Origin of the sequence: Sinorhizobium meliloti (assembly GCF_017876815.1) — a bacterium.
GTDB classification, from domain to species: Bacteria; Pseudomonadota; Alphaproteobacteria; order Rhizobiales; family Rhizobiaceae; genus Sinorhizobium; species Sinorhizobium meliloti.
This window is the reverse complement of record NZ_JAGIOS010000001.1, coordinates 804,521-830,129: the sequence shown is the minus strand read 5'-3', so window position 1 is coordinate 830,129 and position 25,609 is coordinate 804,521. Positions and strand designations below refer to the sequence as shown.

12 protein-coding genes are annotated in these 25,609 nt (G+C 61.6%); 11 read left to right on the top strand and 1 reads right to left on the bottom strand.

Going from position 1 to position 25,609, the window contains the following annotated elements:
• Positions 1-8: 8 nt before the first annotated feature.
• From JOH52_RS03970 to JOH52_RS03955, 4 genes are all read left to right on the top strand, one after another.
• Positions 9-3,434 (top strand): type I restriction endonuclease subunit R, encoded by a 3,426-nt coding sequence (locus tag JOH52_RS03970; RefSeq protein WP_107010425.1) that lies wholly within the window; start codon positions 9-11, stop codon positions 3,432-3,434.
• A gap of 416 nt (positions 3,435-3,850) precedes the next feature.
• Positions 3,851-4,876, top strand: a complete 1,026-nt coding sequence (locus JOH52_RS03965) for an AAA family ATPase (protein WP_107010426.1) — start codon at positions 3,851-3,853, stop codon at positions 4,874-4,876.
• A 121-nt stretch (positions 4,877-4,997) separates the two neighbouring features.
• On the top strand, positions 4,998-7,436 hold the full coding sequence (locus JOH52_RS34995; protein WP_165803134.1) for a S8 family peptidase: 2,439 nt from the start codon (positions 4,998-5,000) through the stop codon (positions 7,434-7,436).
• Positions 7,437-7,659: 223 nt separating this feature from the next.
• Positions 7,660-8,643 carry an RES family NAD+ phosphorylase gene (locus JOH52_RS03955; RefSeq protein WP_107010428.1) on the top strand — a complete coding sequence of 328 codons (984 nt, stop codon included), beginning with the start codon at positions 7,660-7,662 and terminating at the stop codon, positions 8,641-8,643.
• 395 nt (positions 8,644-9,038) lie between these two features.
• On the opposite strand, the gene JOH52_RS03950 is transcribed toward JOH52_RS03955, so the two are convergent.
• Entirely contained in the window at positions 9,039-9,734 is a 696-nt protein-coding gene (locus JOH52_RS03950) for a TetR/AcrR family transcriptional regulator (protein WP_010968585.1), read from the bottom strand.
• Between the two features lie 192 nt (positions 9,735-9,926).
• Between JOH52_RS03950 and JOH52_RS03945 the strand changes: the two genes are divergently transcribed.
• The 7 genes from JOH52_RS03945 (at position 9,927) to JOH52_RS03915 (ending at position 25,606) form a co-directional block, all read left to right on the top strand.
• Positions 9,927-10,415, top strand: coding sequence for a RidA family protein (locus tag JOH52_RS03945; protein WP_003531560.1), 489 nt, complete (start codon positions 9,927-9,929; stop codon positions 10,413-10,415).
• 208 nt (positions 10,416-10,623) lie between these two features.
• Positions 10,624-11,241 carry a hypothetical protein gene (locus JOH52_RS03940; protein ID WP_014528904.1) on the top strand — a complete coding sequence of 206 codons (618 nt, stop codon included), beginning with the start codon at positions 10,624-10,626 and terminating at the stop codon, positions 11,239-11,241.
• An 87-nt stretch (positions 11,242-11,328) separates the two neighbouring features.
• The gene (locus tag JOH52_RS03935) at positions 11,329-12,474 is read left to right on the top strand and encodes an alpha-hydroxy acid oxidase (protein ID WP_013843875.1); all 1,146 of its coding nucleotides are present in this window, start codon (positions 11,329-11,331) and stop codon (positions 12,472-12,474) included.
• Positions 12,475-13,101: 627 nt separating this feature from the next.
• Positions 13,102-15,825: an NEW3 domain-containing protein gene (locus JOH52_RS03930; RefSeq protein ID WP_015241019.1), complete on the top strand. Its 2,724-nt coding sequence runs from the start codon at positions 13,102-13,104 to the stop codon at positions 15,823-15,825.
• Positions 15,826-15,910: 85 nt separating this feature from the next.
• Positions 15,911-20,773 carry a DUF7933 domain-containing protein gene (locus JOH52_RS03925; protein WP_014528906.1) on the top strand — a complete coding sequence of 1,621 codons (4,863 nt, stop codon included), beginning with the start codon at positions 15,911-15,913 and terminating at the stop codon, positions 20,771-20,773.
• A gap of 4 nt (positions 20,774-20,777) precedes the next feature.
• Positions 20,778-21,068, top strand: coding sequence for a putative signal peptide protein (locus tag JOH52_RS03920; protein ID WP_014528907.1), 291 nt, complete (start codon positions 20,778-20,780; stop codon positions 21,066-21,068).
• 272 nt (positions 21,069-21,340) lie between these two features.
• Positions 21,341-25,606, top strand: a complete 4,266-nt coding sequence (locus tag JOH52_RS03915; RefSeq protein ID WP_014528908.1) for a YadA-like family protein — start codon at positions 21,341-21,343, stop codon at positions 25,604-25,606.
• Positions 25,607-25,609: the final 3 nt, after the last annotated feature.

The window sequence follows — 25,609 nt, the reverse complement described above, 5'->3', positions numbered from 1 at the left end:
TTAGTAGCATGGCGGTCACAGGCATCAACAGCGAGGATCGGCTGGTACAGGCGACTTTCGCCGTCCACCTTGAGACGGCGCTTGGCTGGGATAGTATCTATGCCTGGAATGATGAAACGTTCGGGCCGGGAGGGACGCTTGGACGTGCCAGTACAAGTGAGGCGGTCCTTACGCGTGATCTGCGCGCCGCGCTTGTGCGGCTTAATCCTGAGCTGCCGCCGTCAGCCATTGATGATGCGGTGCGGGCGCTTACGGTCCATGATTTCAGCCGCTCGATGGTGCAGCACAATCAGGAGTTTACGCGGCTGATCCGCAATGGCGTTCCGGTTCACTATCGGGATGCCATGGGGCGTGTGCGCGATGCCCGCGCGCGCGTAATTGACTTCGACAACGCGCCGGGCAGCAACCGTTTTCTTGCGGTACGAGAGCTGAAACTGACCGGTTTGCGGACGCCGAACTACAATCGCCGCGCCGATCTTGTATGCTTTGTCAACGGGCTGCCGGTCGTCTTCATCGAGCTGAAGGCGGTCTACAAAAACATCCGCGCCGGGTTTGATGGCAACCTGCGTGATTACATGGATGAGAATGTTGTCGCGCATGCCTTTCACCACAACGCTTTTTTGATTGTCAGCAATGGTGACCGCGCGCGCTACGGTTCGATCACCAGTGAATGGGATCATTTTGCGGAGTGGAAGCGGCTCGACGAGACGGATAAAGGTAATGTTGACGCCGAGGTGCTGCTGAATGGCATGCTGACACATGATCGGCTTCTGGACTTCATAGAGAACTTCATCCTGTTCGACGAGAGCAAGGCCGGCGCGACGCGCAAGGTGGTAGCGCGCAACCATCAAGTGCTGGGGGTCAACCGCGCCGTTGCATCGGTTGCCTACCAGGAGGAGTTAAAGCGCGAGTTCCCCCGTGAGGAACGCCTACGGCATCGTGTGATTGAGTTGCCGTTAGAGAACCGGGCGATTGCCGATCAGAAACGGCTTGCGACGATGGAGAAGGAAGCTGCGCCAGCCCTTCCGTCATTCATCCCGGAAGGGCCCGTGAATATCATCGAGCGGGCACATCCGGACCTCGGGCGGCTTGGCGTGTTCTGGCATACCCAGGGTAGCGGCAAGTCTTATTCCATGGCGTTCTTTGCTGAAAAAGTGCGCCGGAAGGTGCCGGGCAATTTTACCTTCCTGCTTATGACCGACCGCAACGATCTGGATAGCCAGATTTACAAGACCTTCGTCGGCTGCGATGTCGCGAGCAACGAAACGCCGCGGGCCGCGTCGGGCACGGACCTCCAGCGTCTGCTGAAGGAAAACCATCGCTACGTCTTCAGCCTGATCCATAAATTCAATCAGGATGTGAACCCGAAAGAGCCCTACAGCGAGCGCGACGACATCATCGTCATCTCTGACGAGGCACATAGGACACAGGCCGGACGACTTGCGCGTAACATGCGCCTCGCTTTGCCGAACGCTGCTTTCATCGGCTTTACGGGCACGCCGCTGTTCAAACAGGATGAGATCACCAAGCGTATCTTCGGCGACTATGTCTCGCGCTATGATTTCAAGCGGTCGGAAGAAGACGGGGCGACCGTCAAGCTCGTCTATGAGAACCGAGGTGAGAAACTGGGCGTCGCAAGGGTCGATCTAAACGACCGGATCGCGGCGAAGATCGAGGAGGCTGAGCTCGACCCAGATCAGGCCGCACTCCTGGATAAGCTGCTTGGCAAGGATTACGAGATCATCACCGCCGACGAGCGGCTTGAAAAAATCGCGCACGACTTTGTCGAGCATTGCGCGACACGTTGGGAATCAGGGAAGTCGCTGTTCGTCTGCATTGACAAAATCACTTGCGCCCGGATGTACCAGCGCATCGTTCCCCACTGGAAGGCGAAGGCCATTCAGGTGCGGAAAGAGGGTGAGACCAAAAGGGCAGAGGCGGCGGCTGCTGTCGACAAAACAGTCCGTGCCGCACTTGCGGAAAAGGCCCAAAAACTTGAGGCGCAGGCCAGATGGCTAGATGAGACAATCGTCGAAATCATAATCAGCGAGGCTCAGAACGAAGTCGCCGACTTCAAGAAATGGGGCTTTGACATCATTCCCCATCGCGCCCTGATGAAAAGAGGGTTTGAAGGGGAAGCAGGCGAGCGGGTTGATGTCGAAACGGCCTTTAAGAACCCCAAGCATCCCTTCCGCGTCGCCATCGTTTGCGCCATGTGGCTGACCGGTTTCGACGTGGAATGCCTTTCAACACTTTATATCGACAAACCGATGAAGGCGCATACGCTGATGCAGGCGATTGCGCGAGCCAACCGTGTCTATCCTGGCAAGGATTTTGGTTTGATCGTCGACTACAACGGCATGCTGGCCAGTTTGCGGGCCGCGCTCGCCCAGTATGCACTTGGCGATGACGGCACAGGCGGGGAAGAAATCATTGCGCCGATCGAGGAACGTGTGCAGGCCCTCATCGAGGCCATTGAAGCGACCGAAGCACATCTCCGCGGCCTCGGCTTCGATCCGGTTGCGCTGCTTGGTGCAAAAGGGTTTGTCCGGATCAAGGGGCTCGCTGATGCGGTCGAGGCCGTATATTCGAGCGATGATGCCAAGCGGCGATTTGAGATCATGGCGCGGCAGGTCTTCATCCGCTTTAAGGCACTGCTTATGGAGCCCTCTGCATACGCCTATGCGGAGCGGCACGACAACATCGAAGCAATCTACAAGAAGCTGATCGAGCGACGCGACACCGCTGATGTAACAGAACTCCTCAAAGAGCTGCATCGTATTGTCAATGCAGCCATCGCGACACAATCTGCGGGGGACGATCAGGCCGAGGGGCTTACGTTCGATCTCAGCAAGATCGATCTGGAACGTCTTCGCGATGAATTTGCGAAGAAGGTCCGGCGTAAGGCGACGACCCTACAGGATATCAGAGACATAGTTGAGGAGAAGCTCGCCGAGATGATGGCGCGTAATCCAATGCGTATGGACTATCAGATCAAGTACGAGGAAATCGTCGCCGACTATAACCGGGAGAAGGACCGGACCACCATCGAAGAGACGTTCAGGCGCCTTATCGAACTCGTAGCCAGCTTGGACGAGGAGCAGAAGCGCGCCACGCGCGAAGGTCTTCGCGAGGATGAACTGGCGCTGTTTGACCTGCTTCTCAAGGACGAGCTGGACAAGACGGCGCGCGAAAGGGTGAAGCAGGCGAGCCGGGAACTTCTTGCCTCAATCAAGGCGCGGCTCGCGAAACTCGATCGCTTCTGGGAAAAAGAACAGACGAAAGCCGATATCGAGGTGTTCATCCTGGACAACGTGTTTGCCAGCTTGCCGACACCTCCATTCACGGCTGAGGAGAAGAAGCTGGTGGCTAGCAACGTATACGCCCATATTTGGCAGCAGGCCATGAGGGGTGAGTTTGGCGCCAATGCTTGACGGCACCATTGCGTGAGGGCGCTGCCCCACCGATCACCGCCTGCCTACATATTAGCGCCCATAAATCTATCCACAACTTCCTCCCTCGTCCGGCGACTGAAAAGGGAGATTCGTCATGAATTCATGATATTAGGATTTCATGACGAGTTCTCATGAGGCGTCCGCCATGGTTATGACAAAGCGCACCCCGCCCAAGGGAGAGCGAAGGGTCGCGCCATCTGGTGAAGTGCCAGCAGAAAAGGAAGTGCCGCTTCAGGTTATGGTTCCCAGCAGCGTGAGACGACAGGTGGCTCTTCTCTGTGCTGAACGTGGAGAGTCAATGCGTACGGTTGTTCTCCGCGGCTTGCAGGCAGTCGGCGTCGATATCGCCGAGACCGAGCTAGTTGACCGTCGTGGCAGGCGCAGGAGGTAGCAGTATGGCCCGCAGCGACCTTCTCATAAATCTTGTAAAGGCTGGTGTGTCAGGTGACACCCGGACGGTGAAGCGCACCGTTGAGGCTATCGTCGCCGAAGAGCGGGCCAAGCAGCACAATGTCCTGGCCGACCGTCTGGAAAAAGTAGTGGAGACGCCGCCCATGAACGGCCAATCAAACATCGCCCGCGTGTCGGCAGAAGCCTCGGGTCGCGGCGCGCGCGAATTCATAGCGGAGATGATCCCGCGACGGCGACTGGACGAACTTGTCCTCCCTGATCTCACGCGCCTTGCAGCGACTCAGCTGATTGAGGAGCAGCAGCGCGCTTCGTTGCTGCGCTCGCATTCCTTAGAGCCCCGCCACCGCATCCTGCTTGTCGGACCGCCCGGCAACGGTAAGACAACATTGGCCGAGGCGATCGCCGAAAGCCTCGCCGTGCCCTTTTTTGTAGTCCGCTATGAGGCCATGATCGGTAGCTTTCTGGGGGAAACAGCGACGCGCCTCAAGCGCGTATTCGACTACGCGCGGACGACGCCTTGCGTATTGTTCTTTGACGAGTTTGATGCTGTTGGCAAAGAGCGAGGCGACATCCATGAAACTGGTGAAATCAAACGCGTAGTCACTTCGCTACTTATGCAGATCGATGACTTGCCTAGCTATGTCGTCGTGCTCGCGGCCACAAACCATGCCGAGCTGCTCGATCGTGCGGTTTGGCGGCGGTTCCAGCTACGGTTGACACTGCCCGCGCCGACACAGAAGCAGTTAGCGGCTTTTCTATCCAGCCTCTCTGCAAGAGCCGAGATAAAACTTGGCTTGGGTACGGAGCAGATCGCAAAGGCTTTGGGCCGCGTCAGTTACAGCGAAGCGGAAGAGTTCTTCACAGACATTCTGCGTCGGCGGATACTTTCAGGCGATGGCCGGGCCGTGGTTGATATTATCCGTGAGCAGATGAAGTTGTGGATGGGACGCGCGCGCGCAGCGCCGGGTATCAGTAAGGACGAGAGTGATGCCGGATCGGCCGCTCCTTAATCTCCCTCAGCCTGAGCCCTTCACCTTACGAGGTAGGGCTGGAGGCGGAGCGGACATTAGCCGCCCTACGCGGGACCGCCAGCGCGCTCGCATTGATCCCCGCTTTGAGCGGCTCGATCGCGTGGCTGCAGACCCCCAGCAAATTCTGGCGCTTCGCAATGATCCGGCCTCAATCGCGCCCGAGCGCGCTATCGTTTTTGAGGTGGAAGGCTCGCTAAAGGACTTCTACGAACAGGCACGAGCCATCGGCCTCGAATATCTTGGCGACTACGAGGATGATTTCGCGCCAAGCGGCGATTTTTACGATCAGGATGATCCTGGAAAGTCGCTCGCCGGACGCATTTACCTCGCTATGCCCGACGTTCAGGCGCTTCGGGAACTGCTGAGCCTCTGGAGACGCTACAAGAACAATGAGCGGATGCCCACCGGGCGCGGACCGTGGCGTGAATTGTTTTCACAACTGATCGATGTGCGTCCTTGGGGGCCTCAGGACCGTATCCCTGACGAGACGATCAAAGCGTTCGCGGAAGACTTGGAGCGCGCACCCGACGCGCCGGTGCGTTTTGAGGTAGAGCTCTGGTATCACGAGAATGCCGAACGTCGCGCAGGCGCGATCGGTCGGCTCACCGCGGATATAGAGTCCGCTGGAGGTGCCGTCGTCGATCATGCCGTGGTCAGCGAGATTCGCTACGATGCTGCGCTCGTCGATCTTCCTGCCGCTTCAGTCAGAACGCTTCTCGATAATCCCGATATCGGCCTCGCCCGCGCTGATGACGTAATGTTCCTGCGCCCCCAGTCCGTAGCACGATCGCCGGCCAGTGAGATCGAGGGCGAGAACGGTCCTGGCGCGGGCGCAGCTCCGGTGTTTGTAAGCGATGAACCGATCGCCGCACTGCTTGACGGCCTTCCTGTGGAAAATCATGCACGACTCGCAGGCCGCCTGAGAGTCGACGATCCGGAAGGTCTTGCCGAAACTTACCCCGTGGCGCAGCGCGAACACGGCACCGAGATGGCGTCGCTGATTATCCACGGCGATCTGAACCACGGTGAGCCGCCACTGCCCCGACCGCTCTACGTTAGGCCTGTGTTCCGGCCCACGCAGGGCGGGGAGCGCACACCGGACGATCGCCTGCTCGTCGATGTTATTCACCAAGCCGTGCGCCGCATAAAAGTGGGAGAAGGCCAAGAGCCCGCAGCTGCTCCGCAAGTCGTGTTGATCAATCTTTCTCTTGCAGATGAGAAACGGCCGTTTGCCCGCATCATGAGTCCCCTTGGTCGCTTGCTTGACTACTTGAGCTGGCGCTATCGTGTGCTGTTTCTCGTGAGCGCCGGAAACATAACTGACCGCCTGAAAGTAGAAGGCTATGCGAACTGGACGGACTTCGAGGCAGCCAACGCCGAGGATCGCGAAAAAGCTGTTTTTGCTTCCCTCAATGCACAGAAAAGCCAGCGCACGCTGTTGTCGCCTGCCGAGTCGATGAACGCCCTGACAATCGGGGCCGCTCACGCGGGGTCGGCGTTCAACGGCGGCTTTCCTGCCGGGCGGATCGACCCTTTCACCGCTGAGGGTGTTCCCAACATAATCTCGGCGATGGGGCTGGGTTTCAAGAAGGTCGTAAAGCCGGAGCTTCTATTCAGCGGTGGCCGAGCGCCCGTGCAGATGGCGGCTACGGGGGGTGAACTTGTTGTGATGCCGGTACGTGCAGGTGCGCAGCATTTCGGACTCAAGGTGGCGCGGCCTTCTGCGGCCGGCGGGACCAGCTTCGAAGATTTCACATGGGGGACGAGCGCAGCTACGGCGCTCGCGACGCGTGCCGCACACCGCATTCATGATGTCCTGCTCGACGGAGACGGCGGCTCCCATCATGCCGACGTGACCACTAACGAACTCCCTCTGCTTCTGAAGGCCTTGATGGTTCATGGCGCGCAATGGAGCAACAAGGGCGCCATGCTGGACGGCTTCTTCGGCCCGCAAGGCCAAGGATCACATCTTGCGCGGCGGGACGATATCACGCGACTACTCGGGTACGGTGTGCCTGACATTCAACGGGTCCTGGATTGTGCTGAGAACCGGGCGACTCTGCTGGGGACCGGGACGATCGATGCCGACAGTGCGGTGTTGTACCGGATACCACTTCCCGATGGTCTGGATGGGGTGCGCGCGCTTCGCGGATTGACCACCACGCTCGCCTGGTTTTCGCCGGTCAATCCACGCCATCAGGGTTATCGCATGGCAGCTCTTGATGTGAGCGCGGCAAGTGACGACAAATACTGGATGGCGGATGAACGTGATTCCTATCAACCGACTGATAAGGCCGTTGTCCGCGGAACGGTTTGCCATGAACGCCGGACAGGCGAGGCAGCGCGGGTCTTTGTAGATGATGGGAATCTTCTGCTGAGAGTTTCGTGCCGCGCTGCTGCAGGGACTCTTGCTGATCCTGTTCCTTACGCATTGGCAGTGAGTTTTGAAGTAGCCATCGACACCGGTATTCCTGTCTATGAGCAGGTACGGGAACGACTTGGTGTGCCAGTGCGCGCTGGTATCGCGGCAGGAGCGTAAACATCCCCGTCGATTCTGGTTTGAGGCTGGCCCCTTTGGTTTGACCTTCGCCCCTTTTGCTAAGTTAGACTGGGTCTTTTAGGTGGCTTTCAAACCTGCTCGGGCTGCCTGGAGCCGCAGAATTGCCAGCAGTGAAATGGAAGAAAATCAACTTGGATAGGCTGGCGCAGGACCATCACTTCCGGCTTGTAGAGCGGTTCAACACGGTCTTGAAGGGTTCCCAGTGAGAAGCAAGTACTTCGAAGAAAATACAGAGGAAGAGCGCGTCCTCATTTTTCAAGATTATTTTGATCGGGACCTTGAGTCTTTTTTCTCGTCACGAATCTTATGCTGCGGCAAATGCCACGACGAATTCAACGCTCGGTGGCCAGGTACCGTTTCCCATGATGTCGAGCTTCAATACGGGTACATGACTATTGACGATTTTTTGCGAAATAGCCGCGTTCAGGATGATTTCTATCCCGAGGAAATCGAGCGTTTCTCAAAATCGCTCACCTGTCCGAATTGCGGCTCGGTTCTGGACGGCGAGTTCTGGATTTACGAACATCCATTCGATGTTCCTCCCGAATTCTCAGATGCACTTGATGAAATTGCTGGCCTGGCGTCACGCGCCCCTTTCTTGCTGCTCACGCACGCGCTCGCTCGTGAGGTCCTAGATGTAATCGTAGCGCTCGGTGTTGCCGCTCTTCCACAGTCGGTCGTGGGCACTCAGTTCCGTGCGCGCAAGGCCGCGAATCTGCCGTCTCCGGCACTTACTGATTTTGGAGCGCCTCCAGCTCATCTTGTGGCGGAGGGTCGCTACAATCACGCCGGCCACGGGATGATCTATCTCGCTGCGGCGGAGAAGACAGCGTTCGCTGAGATCGCTACGCCGGGAGATCGCTTTCATGTCGCAGAGATATCACTGAACACCTCGCTGAAAATTCTCGATCTTCAACCCAAGCCCGAAGCAGAAACGCCCGCCGAAATCCTCATTCAGTGTCTGGCACGGTCATCGCTATGCTCAGCGCCACGTACTGGAGAAGGGTGGGTAAGGCGCGAGTACGTTTTCACACGGTTCGTTGCCGATTGTGCTATCTATGCTGGATTCGATGCGATCAGCTACGGTTCGACCAAGCACCCATCCGGGGCAAACTTGGTTCTTCTGTCACCTGCGGACGATGTCGCGACCTTCGCCTCCCTGATCGGAGTTCGTACACTTCCATAAATTATATCGAAATTACAATCACATAAGAGTGCCCAGTTTCATCTCGTCCGGCGCGCCATTTCCTTTCAAATGGTTTCGTTATTGCCCCATCCGGATGCGGGCCATTCGTCGCCGGGATGTGTCTTTGATCTCCTCATCCCTGTGCTCGTCACAGGGATCCAGCGAGACCAAGTCCTTGGGCTGAAAGAACATTTCCCCACACCGCAGACGCGGCGCTGCTGGATCTCTGTGACAAGCACAGAGATGAGGGGTGAGGAGAGATTGCAGTCCTCCGATACGTTCCTGGTCTTAGTTTAGGCTAGATCACGATGCGGGCGGAAAACCGCACACACTTTTCCTCATCCCGCTCCAGCTAAGCCGATCCGGCACCGTCTCGTCAGGAAGATGACGAGCGCTCATTGTCTCGGAGCGAGGCCGTCGAGCAGGAAGTCGAGGCCTTTCCGGAAGGCGCCGTCCCAATCGTTGTCCAGCAGCAGGCGGGAGCGTTCGATCGTCGGATAGTGTTCGCTGAGACGTGTGAGGCGCTGCTGTGCCGCGGCCCTGTCTTCGTCCGAGAGGCCGAAGCTCGCCCGGGTGATGGTGGCGCCCATCACATAGTTCCAGAGCGACCATATCGCGGCATTCAGATCTGCGTCGGCTACACCGGCTCCGGACAACGTCCTGCTCAGCAGTTCCAGGCGGCTGAGGATGTTCGGGCCGAGTGCCCGGCGCGGCAGCAGCGATGCCGACCAGGGATGGCGCAGCATGCCGGCGCGCCAGTCCTCGAGCATATGAACGACTTTTCCGCGCCAATCTCGAGACTCGACCAATTGCGGCGGTCCGCGGTATTCGAGCACCGAGTCGAGCGCCAGATCAAAGACATCCTCCTTGTTGTCGACGTGCCAATACAGGCTCATCACGCCCGAGCCGAGGCGATCGGCCAGGCGACGCATCGTCAATCCGTCTATTCCCTGGGCGTCCAGCAGTTCCACCGCGGTCGCCACGATGCGCTCCCGGGAGAGAGACGGCTCACTGCGCGCCTCCGGCACCCGGGGCGATACACCTGTCCGTCGAGGCCGTTTGCTCGGGGCGCCGCTGCGTTTGGCCGTCATCCGTCTTCCTTGCTGATCAGAATGCCGATCTAACCCGACGAACCTGCGAATGTCGATCCTGAACGGTTGACTCGTACAATGTACGATGGCACGGATAGTACGTCGTACGAGTCGGATCATACGGCAGTAAAAGTTCAATCCCGGAGGCGGCGAGGCTCTATTGCCCGCAGTCCCCGGAGCCAAGAGAAAAACATGTCACGCGCAATCACGCATCTGCTTATCGGAGGGCTGATCATCATGACCATGGGCGTTCCCGCTGCGACGACAGCGAATGAGAATGATCTCAAGCTGACCATCGTCAATCCGAAAAACCTCTACGACCCGACGCCGAACGGCTACAGCACGGCAGTGATCGTGCCCCGCGAGGGCCGGGTGGCCTATATCTCGGGACAGGGCGGCCAGGACAGCAGCGGAGCCTTGTCGCCCGACTTCGCTGTCCAGGTCCAGCAGGCCTATGCAAACCTGCGCACGGCCCTCGATGCGCTCGGTGCCAGGCCGGATCAGGTCGCCAAGCTCACGGTCTTCGTCGTCGATCACGACATGTCCAAGCTTGAGGTGCTGACCAGGAACGTGAAGGAAATGTTCGGCGCGGCGCTGCCGGCGCAGACATTGATTCCCGTTCCCAAGCTTGCAATCGACCCGATGCTCTTCGAAGTCGATGCCGTTGTAATGCTGGAATAGTGGCGGCGGCATATCAGGCGCGAATGCCAACGGGGAGGGCGAGTACCGAGGGGCTGCCCTGGGGCCGGCCGACCGCAACCAGACTTCGCAGGATCGCGATCCCTTCGAGGGCTGGAAGGAATGAGCCTGTGGATGCTCGATACCAAAGCTATCCTCGTCTCCTCTGCCGCCGATTGCAGTTATCATGGCAGCGCCCTAAAACAGGCGAATGAACCGGATCGAGAAGCTACCGCCTGCCTTCGAGCGCTTCGATGAAATGCTGGGCGTGCTCGATTTCGCGATCTTCGAGGATGCAGGCGGTACGGAGGAGGAGATCCTTTCGGCAGTCCCTCAGGCGTTGCGCCACTTCCATAGATTCGACGCCGGGAAGCTGCGCGCTCTGGGAAGCCGGCGCATCTGCGAAAAGGCATTCTTCGGCGACTGGTACGACCCGGACAGCGGCAGCCTGCTGAGGCTCGGCTCCTATAAAACCGCCGACGGATCGCAGTTGACGGATCCGGTCTTGAGTTCGCTCGACGATGTGAGGATCATGTCGGGTGCGAGCTCTTGCCCTGAGCCTGGAGGGCAGTTCGCCTACGCCTTCTCGCATCCACCCTATCCACTGAACGCCAGGCCTGGCGAAGTGCAGGCGGTGTTCGAGGAGATCAGGGATTTTATCTTGCCGCCGCTCCACCGAAGCGAAATTCTCGACTGGTCAGACGCGCGGCTGCCGGAGGTTTCCGACTATTTCGAAGACGGCGCCGAATGGTGGGGCGTCTTCCTGTTCAGTGTCCACATACCATCTATGCGGCGCCTCACCATCATTGCGGGCTCGACGGCGGACTGAGCGCCGGATTCCCGCCGCGGCTTGATTTCCTCATCCCGCCTTATCGAAAAAGTGCTATTGATTCGGCCGTTCGGGTTTGAGGGGCAGATGCGTCTGAAAGATTGTTACAATTTCCACGATTTCCGTCGGATGGCAAAACGGCGCCTGCCGTCGCCGATCTTCAACTATATCGATGGCGCGGCCGATGACGAGGTCACCTACCGGCGCAACACGGCTGCGTTCGAGGGCTGCGATCTGGTTCCGAATGTCCTGCGCGGCGTCGGCGACGTCGACATGTCGGTGACGGTCATGGGGCAAAGGCTGGCGATGCCCGTCTATTGCTCGCCGACGGCGCTTCAGCGTCTGTTCCACCATCAGGGCGAACGTGCGGTGGCGGCAGCGGCTGCGAAGTTCGGCACCATGTTCGGTGTCTCCTCGCTCGGCACCGTCAGTCTGGAAGAGGCCCGGCGGATTTGCGACGGTCCGCAGGTCTACCAGTTTTACTTCCACAAGGATCGTGGATTGAACCGCGAGATGATGGCGCGCGCCAAGCAGGCCGGCATCGAGGTGATGATGCTGACGGTCGACAGCATCACCGGGGGCAATCGCGAGCGCGACAAGCGAACGGGGTTTGCCATTCCTTTCAAGCTCAATCTCGCCGGTATCACGCAATTTGCGATCAAGCCCTCCTGGGCGGTCAACTATGTTCGCCATGAGCCTTTCAGGCTGCCCCAGCTGGAAAACCATGTCGATATGGGCCGCGGCGCGATGTCGATAAGCCGCTATTTCACCGAGATGCTCGATCCGTCCATGTCCTGGGACGACGTCGCCGAGATGGTGCAGCACTGGGGCGGCCAGTTTTGCCTGAAAGGCGTGATTTCGGTCGAGGATGCCAAGCGCGCGGTCGAGATCGGCTGCACCGGAATCGTGCTCTCCAATCACGGCGGGCGCCAGCTCGACGGTTCACGCACCGCATTCGACCAGCTTGACGAGATCGTCCAGGCCGTCGGGGACAGGATAGATGTGATGATGGACGGCGGCGTGCAGCGCGGCACCCATGTGCTCAAGGCGCTCTCGTTGGGAGCGAAGGCGGTCGGGCTTGGCCGTTACTATCTCTTCCCGCTCGCTGCGGCAGGACAGGCTGGCGTCGAACGGGCGCTCGAACTGATGCGTGTCGAGATCGAACGCGGCATGAAGCTGATGGGCTGCTCATCGGTCGACGAGCTTACAAAAGAAAACCTGCGTTTCCGGTGAGGAAGCACTTCGCGTTGCCGCCAGGGCATATGCACTTCTGATCCTCTCGCGGGACCATTGCCTTGGGGGCAGATGGTAAACGGTTTGACGTTCGCATGCCCAAACGATGCCACGGGCAGAACGCAGAAGTGGAAACGAGAGCCCGCCGCAAATATTCTCCCCCACAAGGGGGGAGACGACAAGCGGCTTGACCTTCACCTATCCCGAACGATGGCGTCCCCGACTGAAGCGCGCCTCGCAGGCATTTTCCGAATCACCCCCCGCCTTCAAGGGCAAAGCAGCTTTTTCCGTTGCTCGCGAGAACACCGCGCCGGCGATGATATGCGATCTTCATCGCACGTGTTTTCTTCCTGTGGTTGTAAACAAAACAGCTATTTGCCGGCAGTCGGGCCCGGATTCGGCAGGGCCCCGCATGTTGGCGACGGCAGCGTCGAGTCGAAATTTCCCCTAAAATTGTTTTGGTTATTTGCATATAAGTGGGCATCTCCTGCAACTCCCGTTCGAAATCGGTCACGGGAAGGCGAGTTATGCGAGCGAATTCTAGCGTCTTGGAAGCAGGCTACCGGCAGACAAATCGGTGGCGCAGGAAAATTGTCGGCGCATCTTTTGGTTGCGTCTGCGAGTATAATGGCATTCGCGTCTTCGGCGCTTGCGGCGCCGCCTGCGGCCGGTACCGTCATCGGCAATCAGGCGGTTGCGACCTTCGAGTCTGGCGGGCAGACCTTTTCGGTCACCTCCAACCTGGTCCAGACGACGATCAACACCATCGCCGGCGTTCAGATCGAGACCGATACGACAAAATCCGCCGTCGCCGGCGGCAAGGTGCTCTTTCCGCACACCATCACCAATGTCGGTAACGCGGCGGACAGGTACGACCTTACGACTTCCGACTTCGGTACCGGCCTTTCCTTCGTCGGCATCTATGCCGATGGCGATTGCGACGGCGTGCCCGATACGCTGACATCGATCGACCAGACCGGCTCGCTCAACGCGGGCGAAAGCGCCTGCGTCGTCGTAGAGGTCAATGTCGCGGCCGGGGCGACCGGCAGTCCCACCTTCAAGATCACCGCGGCGAGCACGCTGACAACGGCGAGCAATTTCACCGCGGGCACGGCGAACCAGCCGAACCAGCCGAACGACACCAACACGGATACCGTGACCGTCACGACCGGTGCCGTTTTCGAGTTCACCAAGACCATGAGCCTGCTCGACGACGGGGACGGGTCAGGTTCGCTCACCCCCGGCGACACCGTGCGCGTCCGCTTCAACTACAGCAATACCGGTGGAGCGGATGCGACGGATGTGATCATCACGGACCTGCTGCCAGGCGAACTGACATATGTGGCGGGAACGGGTCGGTGGTCCGACGGCAGCGCGATGACGGACGCCCGCGAGGATGATGGAGACCACACCAACGGCCAGGGCCACAAGATCTTCTATTCGTATTCGCTTGATGACCGCACGGTGAAAGCGACGCTGTCCGCCGTGCCTGTCGGCAAGAGCGGCTATATCGAGTTCGTCGGTACGGTCGCCACTGGCGCAGCCGGCACGATTTCCAACACCGGTACGATCGACTCGGACCAGACCGACCTGCAAACCTCGAACGAAGCGCGGCTCGTCATCAACGACGGCCAGGCGACGGCTGTCACGCTGGCGGATAGAGCGGCCGATCCTTCCTATGCAGGCCGATTCGGTGGCGATCTGCCGGACGTGAACTATACCGACGGCGGACTGGCATCCAGCACCGATGACGACAACGCTGCGAACGATACCATTGCCTATACAGAGGGCTATCTGTCCTCAAGTATCCCTGTGCCTTTTGACGTGATCATTACCAATCACTCGAACACCACGCAGAGGTTCAATCTCTCCGTCGAACCGAGCAACAGTTTTCCCGCCGGCACGTTTCCCGCCGGCACGACGTTCAGCTTTACCACCACCGAGGGCACGCCGCTCCTTGATACGAACTCCGACGGCCGGCCGGACATACAGCTGGGCGCGAACTCGGTGTCGAACTTTCTTGTGCATGCCAATTTGCCGGACGGAGCGGCGCGCGAGGAGGGTTCGCAAGCTTGGGAGGCGACGATGACGGCGTCCTCCATCAGCAACACGGCGGTGCTGAACAAGACAAGGCTGCGGATCGCAAGTAAGGTCGGCGGCGGTACCGTCGATCTGCAGAACGCGGGCGAACTGGCGGCAGGTCTCAATGTCGCCAATGATAACGGCGACCCGTGGACGACCGTCAAAACCAATCCGGGCGAGGCCGCCGAATTCACCCTCGTGGTCAAAAACAATCGTTCGGTTTCCGACAGCTTCAATCTGTCCTTCAGCGGCTCGAATTTCGCGCCCGGCTCCATGCCGGCCGGCTGGCAGGTGGTGTTCAGGAATGCCGACGGCACGGTCACCAATACGGGCGTGATCGCACCGGGCGCGTCCGCGACGTTCACCGCCGTCGTAACCCCGCCGGACACGGCTGCGCCCGGCAACACGGATGTTTACTTCCGCGCCGCTTCGGCGAGCAGTGCGGCGGTCGTCGATACCAAACTGGACGAAGTCACTGTCGTTCAGGTCGTCGACCTCGCCATTCGCACCGACCAGACCGCTCAGGCGGCGCCCGGCGGCGTCGTGGTGATGACCCACACGCTGGAGAACCTCGGCAACGTCGCGATCACCAACGGTCCCATCGGCTACAACCCTGATTTTCCGAGCTTCGCGGAAACGCTTCGCGTGGACGCGAACGGCAACGGCGTGCTGGACTCCACCGACGCTACGGTGACCAGCATTGCCAATATCTTGACCGCGCTCGACAAGACGGAACTCGCTCCCGGGGACAGGGTGCTGCTGTTTTCGCGGGTCCAGGCACCCGCCAGCGCCGTGGGAGGACTTTCCGAGAGCGCGAGAATCGTCGTGAACAGCACCCTCACTGCGCCAGGCGAGGCAACGGTGGAGGATCAAAATCCGAGCAACAACACGGTCACCGAAACCGTCACCATCGTTTCCGGTAATGTCGTCGTGGTCAAGGAGCAGGCGGTCGACGCCAAATGCGACGGAACTGCCGACGGCAGCTTCACCCAGGCGGGGCAGGCGGCCAATCCGGGCGAATGCATCGTCTACCGCATCACGGCGACCAATATGGGCACGGCGGACGCGACGGAGCTGCAAATCGACGATGCAACGCCGGCCTACACCACCTATGTCGGATCGTCCGGCACGGCGACAACCGGCGATACTGAGGCGGAGCTGACGCTTCAGCCGGCCGATGGCGCGACGGGTGCCATCCGCTCCGAGCATGGCACCGTGCCCTCGGGGCAGGTCGCGCGGCTCACCGTCCGGGTGAGGATCGACCAGTAGCCCTCCTCGGTCGGCGGGCGGGCAGGGGCGTCTCCTGCCCGCACCGCATGTCGGGCACTTCCAGGCGAGCACAATCGGGAAAATAATGCGGGGAATACGCGGGATAGTTGGCAGGGTCATGGCTTGTCTGGCGGCGTTCGCCGCCCTGTGCCCGGCCGTCGCCCTTGCCGTTCCCGCTCCTGCCGGCGCGCTCATCGAAAGCCAGGCCGTCGTCTCGTATTTCAATACCGAACTCGGCATCTACGAGTCCGTATCGACCAATGTCGTGGTCACCCGCGTCAATTCGGTGAAAGCCATCGAGGTGGTTTCCGACCAGACCGTTTTCATGGCGCCGGCTTCGGTCGGCCAGTTCGCATTCTTCATCCGCAACACGGGCAACGCTCCCCTCAGTCCGTCGGCCACCCTCGAGCAGGTCGCCGGCCACCATGCCAATCTCGTTGATATCCGCGCCGTCATAGATCAGAATCGCAACGGAACCGCCGATCCCGGCGAGTGGGAACTGACGCCGGACATGGCGATCGAGCTGCCGGTGGGTGGCGAGCTTCCCGTCATCGTGCAATTCGCAACGCCGGCGTCCTCGCATGATGGCCAGCTCGCGGCTCTCCGGCTGAGTGCGAAGGACGGAAGTGTTGCGGATGCAGCCACCGGCACGGTCATCATGTCCTCCACGGGCCTCGTTCTCGAAAAATCCGCCACGGAGAATGAAGTCCAGGCAGGCGGCAGGCTGCGTTATGGACTGCGGCTGCGCAACAACGGCGCGAATGCCGTGGCAGCCTACGCGCAGCTCGACGGAAGCTCCATTCTCATCGACGGGGCTGCGGCCTCCGGCATCCTCGTGCGCGACGCGCGGCCGCTCAATACGCGCGTCGTCAACGCGGAATCCGCCGCCGGCTTCGTAGGCCTGTATCATGTCGCCGGACAGCCTACGCACACATATGTGACGACCCTTCCGCAGGATCCGTCGGCGGTCGATGCCGTCGCCTTCTTCAGGGCAGGCGATTATCCGGGCGGCATCTCGGCCAACCTCGCTTTCGAGGTCGCCGTCGCCGGCAATGCCCAGGAAGGCTTCATCCTCAACGAGGCCTCTACATGGCAGCAGTCGGGGGAGGATCTGGTCGAGGTCCGGTCCAATCTCGTTCGTACGCCCGTAGAGGGCGGCGAGGCGGCACTGACCTACGCAGCGCCGGACGGTCGGCCGATCTCGACCGCAGCCCTCAACAGCAACGTTCGCCTCCATCTGAGCGCGGCCGCGTGCAACACGACCCCGGGTGCGGACAGCGTCCGGATCCGGATCGCGACCGATCCGGAGGCGGATCTGGAGACGGCCGTCGCGACGGAAACCGGACCCAATACCGGCCTCTTCACGACCGCGCTCATTCCGATTCAGCGGGTTTTGCCGGTGGTGCAGGGCGACAGCGTCGTGTCCGGGGACCGGAACACGAAAGTCTCCGCGAGCGCCACATGCGGCGGTCAGACCGTGTCCGCCATTCTCACCGTCAATCCGGGCGGGTTCGTCTTCCATTCCGCCAGCAATGTCGCGATACCGGGCGCAACGGTCATCCTTTACGATGCATCCGGAGCGGAGATCGAGCGCATCGTGTCCGATGCCGACGGCTTCTATGTCGTGAGCGCGGCGCAGAACGCGGGCGCGTACCGGATCGAAGTGCTGCCGCCCGAAGGCTTTTCATTCCCTTCCGATCGCAAGGTGTTCCCCGCTTTGGGCCGCAACGTGGATGCCGAAGCCTCCTACGGAGCTGCGTTTACGACAACGGGCGCTTTCAGCGGCATCGACATTCCGCTCGATCCGGACGCTTCATCGGTCCTGCGCCTCGAAAAATCGGTCGATGAGGCCAATCCCGCGCCCGGCGATATTCTGGTCTATTCGCTCACCCTGACCAATACGACCGGCATTGGGCTCGTCAGCGCCGCAATCCGTGACGGCTTGCCGAAAGGTATATCCTATCTCGAAGGCACGGCCCGGCTCGACGGCAAGCCGGTCGAGGTCTCCGGCTTCCCCGGCCGGAATCTCACCTTCGACCTCGGCTTCGTCGGTCCCGACGACACGGTGGCCTTGACCTATATGGCTGCCGTCGACCCCACCGCCCAGGGCCGGCTTGCCAACGTCGCCCTTGCTTCGGGCAACCTGGCCGGCAGGGGGGAAGTGCTTTCCAACGAGGCTCGCGCTCTGGTACGCATCCAGCGCGACGGCGGCGTCTTCAGCGACGAGGGCGTCGTCCTCGGAAAGGTCTATGCCGACCTCAACGGAAACGGGCAGCAGGATCGCTATCTGGCGGCCGGCCGCAATGCGGCGGACGGTGCGTTGGAGCGCGTGGAGCCGGGAGTTCCGGGCGTCAAGCTCCAGTTCTCGAACGGAGCGAGCGTCGTCACCGATATCGACGGTAAATATTCGCTGCCCGGACTGCCGCCCGGTTCGCATGTCATCGCCGTTTCGACGCCCACGCTGCCGGCAACGGTAAAGCTTCGGTCGACCACGGCGCGCGACGCGCTGAGCCCGCAGAGCCGCTATCTGCGTTTGCTGCCGGGGCAGGTGGTGAGCGAATATTTCGCCGTCTCGCCGAGGGAGGGCGTGAGCCGCGAGGAGGTGCTTGCCGAACTCGAGTCTCGCCGGCAGGCCTATGCCGAAAACATCGCCGCCAGCAAGACTGTAAGCGTTCCCGAGCGGCTGAATCCGGGAGGCGAGGAATGGGTGGATTACTTCGGGCGTCTGTCGTCTTCCCGCCGCGAAGCGGCCAAGACCACCGAAACGCAGATCGTCGCGCGGGAACAGTCGGAGGAAGAGTCGGCAGAATCCGGGAAGGCCGACGCGCCGCAGGCACTCGCGCTCGACCGCACGCGCGATCTGGAAGCGGAGATCCGCGGGCTCTCGCCGGCACTCGGCTTTCTGGACCTCGAGGCCGACAGCCTGGTCAACAGCGACATCGTCTCGGTCCGCATCAAGGGACCGGCGGAAGGGAAGCTGGGGCTCAATCTCAACGGCGAACCTGTCTCCGATGGGCAGGTCGGCCAGCGGGTCGTCTACGCTTCAGGGGGCGTTCAGGCGGCCGAATATGTCGCGATCCGCCTCGAAGGCGGCCGCAACAGGCTCGAGGCCACTTTTTCCGACCCGTTCGGCAATGTCCGCGAGCGCAATGAAATCACCGTTCTGGCGCCCGGGCGTCCGGCGCGGATCGAACTCGTGGCTCCGCCCGCGGCCTTCGCCGATCCGGCCTCGGCCATCCCGGTGCTGATCCGGTTCGTCGACGCCGACGGCGTTCCCACCCATGCCTCGATGGACGTGACGCTCGAGACCTCCGGCCGGGGCCGGTGGGGGGCCGAGGACATACGGGCGACCGAACCCGGTGTCCAGGTCTTCGTCGACAAGGGCGAGGCCCTCGTCGACTATTATCCGCCGGCGCTCTCCGGCACCCACAAGATCGCGGTGCGCAACGGCCTCGGCCGCTACGAGGCCGAGGTGAAGCTCCTTGCCGACGACAGCAAGCGGATCGTTGCCGGCGTCGTCGAGGGGGTGGTGCGCCTGCCCGGCAGCGTCGAGCCGGCAACGGGGCTGGAAGGTTTCGACGGCGTTACGACCGGCGTCGGCGGCGAGCTCTACACCTATACCGTCCCGGCGGGCGTAACGCGGGTGAAGGTGCGGTTGGTCGGTGGCGTCGGCGGGACGGGTGATAACTTCCTCAGGACCCCCTTCAGCAAGGGAGGTGCAGCCCGGATCATCGACGCGATCGTGAATGTTGTCCCGGGTGACACGATCACCGGCACGGTTGGCAGCGGCGGCGGCGTCAATGGCTTTAGCGACAATGGAGGGGCCGGAGGCTCCGGCACGGGACGAGGCGGTGATGGCGGCGACACCACGAGCATTACCGGTGGCTCTCCCGGCGGCGGCGGTGGTGGCGGGACCTCGCTGGCACTGGGAGGAACAACCGTATTGAAAGCCGGCGGCGGCGGCGGCGGCGGCGCGGCCGGAGCCTCGTCCGGTTCGACCGCTCCCGATCCGAAAGATGGCGGAAACGCCCGAACTCCCACAGCGAATGCCAATTGCAATAGTTCCGGTAACGGCGCATCTGCCGCCGATATCAGCGGCAGTAGCGACGGCGGCAGCGGCGGCGGGGGCGGGGGCGGATATACCGGAGGCAAAGCCGGCAGCGGATATCCCTACAACGCCACGAGCAGCGGAACCGCCTCGGAGGGCGGAGGCTCATGCTACAGCAACAAAAGCGGCCTGTTCGTCAGGACTCCTTCCTCTTCCTTGACCGCAGTCAACTCCAACGAAAACAACAAAGGCGCCGACGGCTATGTCCAGATCACCGAACTGAAACCGTCGCTGACCAAGAAATTCTCAGCAGGTTCGGTGAAGAAGGGCGAGACCTTCACGCTGACCTTCACGCTCACAAACCCCGCCGATGCGGCCGCGCAGACAGGGCTTGCCTTCGCCGACACCCTGCCGGGCGGCCTGGTGCTCGCCGGCACGCCGGCAGTTTCCCAGTGCGAAGGCAGTGTTTCCGTAACCGACGGCAACAAAATCAGCTTCAGCGGGGGCAAACTTGCGGCCGGGCCGAGCAGCTGTACCGTCACGGCGCAAGTGACGACGGCCGAAACACAGGGGCCGGCCACTTGCGCCAAGCCGCCCCTGCGTGCCGGGACCGATTCGAGGTCAGGCCTTGCAGCGCTCAACGCCGTATCGACGTCCGTCAGACGCGCGGCGCTTCAGATGGAGACAACGTGTGAGGCACTCGATTACATCGTCCATTTTTGCGGCCGGCCTGATGCTCCTGTCATGGAGTGCGGCGGCGCAGGATCAGAAGCCGGCGAGCCCGCTTTCAGCCAATCTCGGCGTACAGAGCGTGGAGATCGGGGAAGGTGGAAAGGAAACCTTCTCGCCCGCCGAGGCCGCCGCTCCGGGAGACCTTCTGCAGTACACGGGGCGCTATGAGAACGTGGCGAAGGAGCCGCTTTCCGGCCTGGTCATCAACGGGCCGATCCCGTCCAATACCTCTTTTGTCGACGCCGGGCGCGCGGTCTCGCTCAAGGCCGCCTTCGAAGTGCTGATCGACGGCGAGTCCTGGCAGGGGGTGCCGGCCTACAAGACCGTTACCCTTGAGGATGGCACGAAAAGCCGCGTCGAGGCGGAAGCGTCGGACTACCGCCAGATCCGCTGGCGGGTTTCGGAAGCCCTCCCGCCGGGCGCAACGCTGGTTACGACCTACCGCGTTCAGGTCGAGAAATAAGGGGACATGAAGCGCACCCGTCCGGGCCCTGCCCCCGGGCATGTTCATCAGATTTGCGAGAGTGTATCTTGACCTACAGGAATCATCCATCTTCCGACACCCGCCGAAACCGGGATTTGGCAAGACACTGGCATCCGGACGCGGGGGCGAACAGCTCACTCCGCCGCCGGTTGATGGCGGTGCTGCGGCTGTCGTGCCGGGTGCCGGGCTTCGGCCGCGGCCGGGGAGGTGGCCTGCTCGGGGCCGGCGCCGGGGCGGGGCGGGGCGGCTGGATGTCCGGGGTCACAGGGGCCGCGGTTGCAGTGGCAATGGCGATCGGTCTAGCGCCGATTGCCGCGGCGCAGCAGGTGACGAAGTCCACTCAAGTCTCGGGCGATAACAACAACGAGACCGGCGCCGATGCGGCGACGGGCAACGCTTGCTCGACTTCAATCGCCAGTAATGGAAATCAGGGAACCCCATCTGATATCGATTTCACGAAGGACTATTGCCCCACTGCAGTGGGTTCTGGGTCTGTTGCAACCGGGTTTGGCGCAACCGCCCTTGGATCTACAGCCGAGGCGACGGGGGCCTCAGCAATAGCGATCGGCGGCCTGGCGACTTCTTCTGGGGTTTCCGGCATTGCCATAGGTTCAGTCGCGCAATCGCTTGGTAGCAACTCTGTGGCGCTGGGACGCCAATCGGTCTCGGCCGGCAGCGGTTCACTTGCATTCGGTAACGGTAGTTACGCGAATTCAAACGGATCGGTTGCCATCGGGCAGTCTGCATACGCGGCCAATGTTCGGGCAATCGCAATCGGTGGAGATGATGCCTTCGCTTGGCGAGAGGCCGAGCAGACCAAGGCCGGGGGCTCCCAGTCGATCGCCATGGGCGTGCGTGCGCGTACGAAATCGCTGGTAGTCGACGACCCGGATACGGTGGCCAACGAAGCGGACCCGGGCGGCGCGTCTGATGCCATTGCAATCGGTACGGATGCACAGGCCAATGGCGACCGGTCTCTCGCCATCGGCAGACAGAATCAGGCCGGCAATGAGCAATCCATCGGCATCGGCGCGGGCAACACGGCAACAGGCAAACTCTCGATCGGCATCGGCAGCAGCAACGTGGCCAGCGGCGAGCAATCCCTAAGCCTCGGCGCCGGCAACAATGCCCTGGGGCAGGGCTCCATCAGCATCGGTACCGAAACCACAGCCGGCGGTCTCCGGTCGATCGCTTTCGGCGTGCGCGCGAGTACGAAAGAAGCCAATCTAGATATTCCGGATGACGTGGCCGCGATCGACGCCATCGCTATCGGTACCAATACCAAGGCCAACGGCGACCGGTCCGTCAGCATCGGAACGGGCAGTCAAGCCAGCAGCGGAGCCGTCAGTATTGGCGATGCAGCCAAGGCTGTGGGTGACAAATCCGTCAGTATCGGTACCGAAAGCTGGGCCGATGGCGACGAATCGGTCAGCATCGGCCTCGTCAACAACGCCGGGTTTGAAGGGAATGACCGAATCAAAGGCGGGCAAACCTCTGTCAGCCTGGGAGCCTTCAATCAGTCGCCGGGCATCGAGGCCATTGCTATCGGTGCCAGAAACGAAGCCAATGCGGATCGGTCGATTGCAATCGGCTCGCGTGCGAAAACGAAGGCCGCCGATCCGGCGCAGGCGGACGGCGGTGCGCGCGACGCCGTCGCTATAGGCACGGATGCGCTGGCCAACGACGACCGGTCCATCAGCATAGGCTGGAATAGCAGTACCTCCCTGAACGATTCCATCAGCATCGGTACCCGAGCCACGTCGGGATCGGCGGGCGATATCATGATCGGCACAGGTTCAGGGACTGGTTCCACCTCCGGTCAGAACAATGTCGCCCTCGGCGTTGCGGCCAGTCAGAAGGTGAAGGGGTCGTCAAACATAGCGATCGGCGATTCGGCGGGCGGTTCCCGGGAAGGCGATAACAACGTCGCCATAGGCACCAATGCGGGAATCCAGTTTTCCGAGAGCGAACATGAGACCGCCGTGCGCGCCGACCTCGTGGTCAGTGACGCGGTGAGCATCGGCAATGAGGCGCTGGCGAGCGCCGATGAAGCCATCGCAATCGGCACCGGCGCCGTGGCTTCCGGTTTGAAGTCCATCAGCATCGGCGTCGGAAATACCGTCAGCGGCGCTTCGAGCGGCGCCATCGGCGATCCGACCGATATCACCGGTACCGGCTCCTACTCGCTGGGCAACGACAACACCATCGCCGCCGACAACGCCGGCACCTTCGGCAACGACAACACATTGGCGGATGCCGCCGATGGCAGCCGCGTCATCGGCAACGGCAACAATATCGATGTGTCCGATGCCTTCGTGCTCGGCAATGGTGCCGACGTCACCGAAGTCGGCGGCGTGGCGCTGGGTTCCGGCTCGGTTTCGGATACGGGTGCCGACGTGGCGGGCTATGTGCCGGGCGGGGCCTCGACGGCCGACCAAAACGCCATCGAGGCGACGCAGAGCACGCGCGGCGCGGTCGCCGTCGGCAATCCGGACGCCGAAACCGGCGTCTACCGCCAGATCACAGGTGTCGCCGCCGGCACGGCCGACTCCGATGCCGCCAACGTGGCCCAGCTCAAATCGGTCGAGACGATCGCCAAGACAGGCTGGAAGCTCACGACGGACAGCGGCAGCATCGACGGCATCGGGCCGGGCGACGAGTTGGTCCTCAAAGGCGGCGACGGCAATATCGTGATCAGCAATCAGATCTTGAGCAACGACGTGAGCATCGATCTGGCCGATGAGATCGAGGTGAACAGGGTGACGGCGAGAGATCCCGACACGGGTGCATCCACGGTGCTGGACGAGAACGGCCTGAGCTTCACGACGCAGGACGCGAACGGGGAGGACACGGCGCTCGGCCCGCGCGTGACGGCGGCGGGCATCCAAGCGGCCGGCAAAATCACCAATGTCGCTGCGGGCGAGGCCGACACCGACGCGGTGAACTTTTCCCAGCTCAGGCAAGTCGAGACCGCATCGGGCAATACCGACCAGCGGGCGGTCAAATATGACTGGACCGACGCCAATACGAATGGCGTGATCGATGAGGGCGAACTCAACCTCGATAGCGTGACCCTTGCCGGGGGCATGGGCGGCACCAGGATCTCCAATCTTGCGCCCGGCGCCTTGAGCGCGGCATCGACCGATGCCGTCAACGGCAGCCAGCTCTTCGGGCTTCGCAGCCGCGTATCCAACGTGGCCGTCGCCCTGGGCGGGGGAGCCGCCTATGACCCTGTCAAGGATGAGTGGATCGCCCCGAAATACACGATCGGCGGCACCGACTACAGCAATGTCGGCGACGCGCTGGCGGCGGTGGGCGGCACGGCCGGTGCCGGCTGGAGCCTCTCGGCGCAGGGTGCGAACGCGTCCAATGTCGCGCCGGGCGAGACGGTGGATCTTCGCAGCGGCGACGGCAATATCGTCGTCAGCAAGGCGGAGACCGGCGACACCGTGAGCTTCGACCTGGCCGACGATCTGGACGTCTCCGAAAGCATCACGGTGGGTGCCGATCCCGCCGATCCGAATGCGCCGACCACTGTTATCACCGGCGGTTCGATCGTGATCGGCAGCACCATGCTCGGCAGCAACGGCCTGGTCATCACCGGGGGGCCGAGCGTCACGACCGATGGCATCGATGCCGGCGGCATGAAGGTCACGAATGTGGCAAACGGTACGGTGGCGAAGGATTCGAAGGATGCCGTCAACGGCGGCCAGCTCTTCGACGTCGTTGCGAATGCCACTGCGAATGGCGTCGGCTATGACGACAAAAGCAAGGGCACCCTGACGCTGGAGGGGGCTAACGGCACCAAGATCACCAATGTCGCCGCGGGCGACCTGAACGCGAACTCGACCGACGCGGTCAACGGCAGCCAGCTTTACGCCACGAACGTGAAGGTCGATCGGCTCGATACCGAAGTGAAAGAGATCGACAGCCGCGTAACCTATATCGAGAGCTTCCAGGGCGATCTGGAGAACGCTGCCGTCTATGATACCGACGCTGCCGGCAAGAGGCTCAACACGCTGACGCTCGAGGGAGGAGATCCCGACAAGCCGGTGCTCATCGCCAATGTGGCCAAGGGCGTGAAGGCGACCGACGCCGTCAATGTCGGCCAGCTCGACGAAAGCGTCGCGGAAAGCAAGAGCTACACGGACGAAAAGACCGAGTGGGCGATCGATCAGGCGGCCATCTACACCGACCAGGTTATCGAGACCAAGGTGAGCGCGGTGAACAATTATGCGCAACAACGGTTCGCGCAGCTCTCGGGCGAGATCGGGCAGGTTCGGAGCGAAGCGCGGCAAGCCGCCGCCATCGGACTTGCGGCGGCCTCGCTGCGCTTCGACAATGAGCCGGGCAAGCTGAGCGTGGCGCTCGGCGGCGGCTTCTGGAGAAGCGAAGGGGCGCTCGCCTTCGGTGCCGGCTACACCAGCGAAGACGGACGCGTCCGGGCGAACCTGACCGGTGCTGCGGCCGGGGGGAACGTCGGTGTCGGTGCCGGCCTCAGCATCACGCTCAACTGAGCC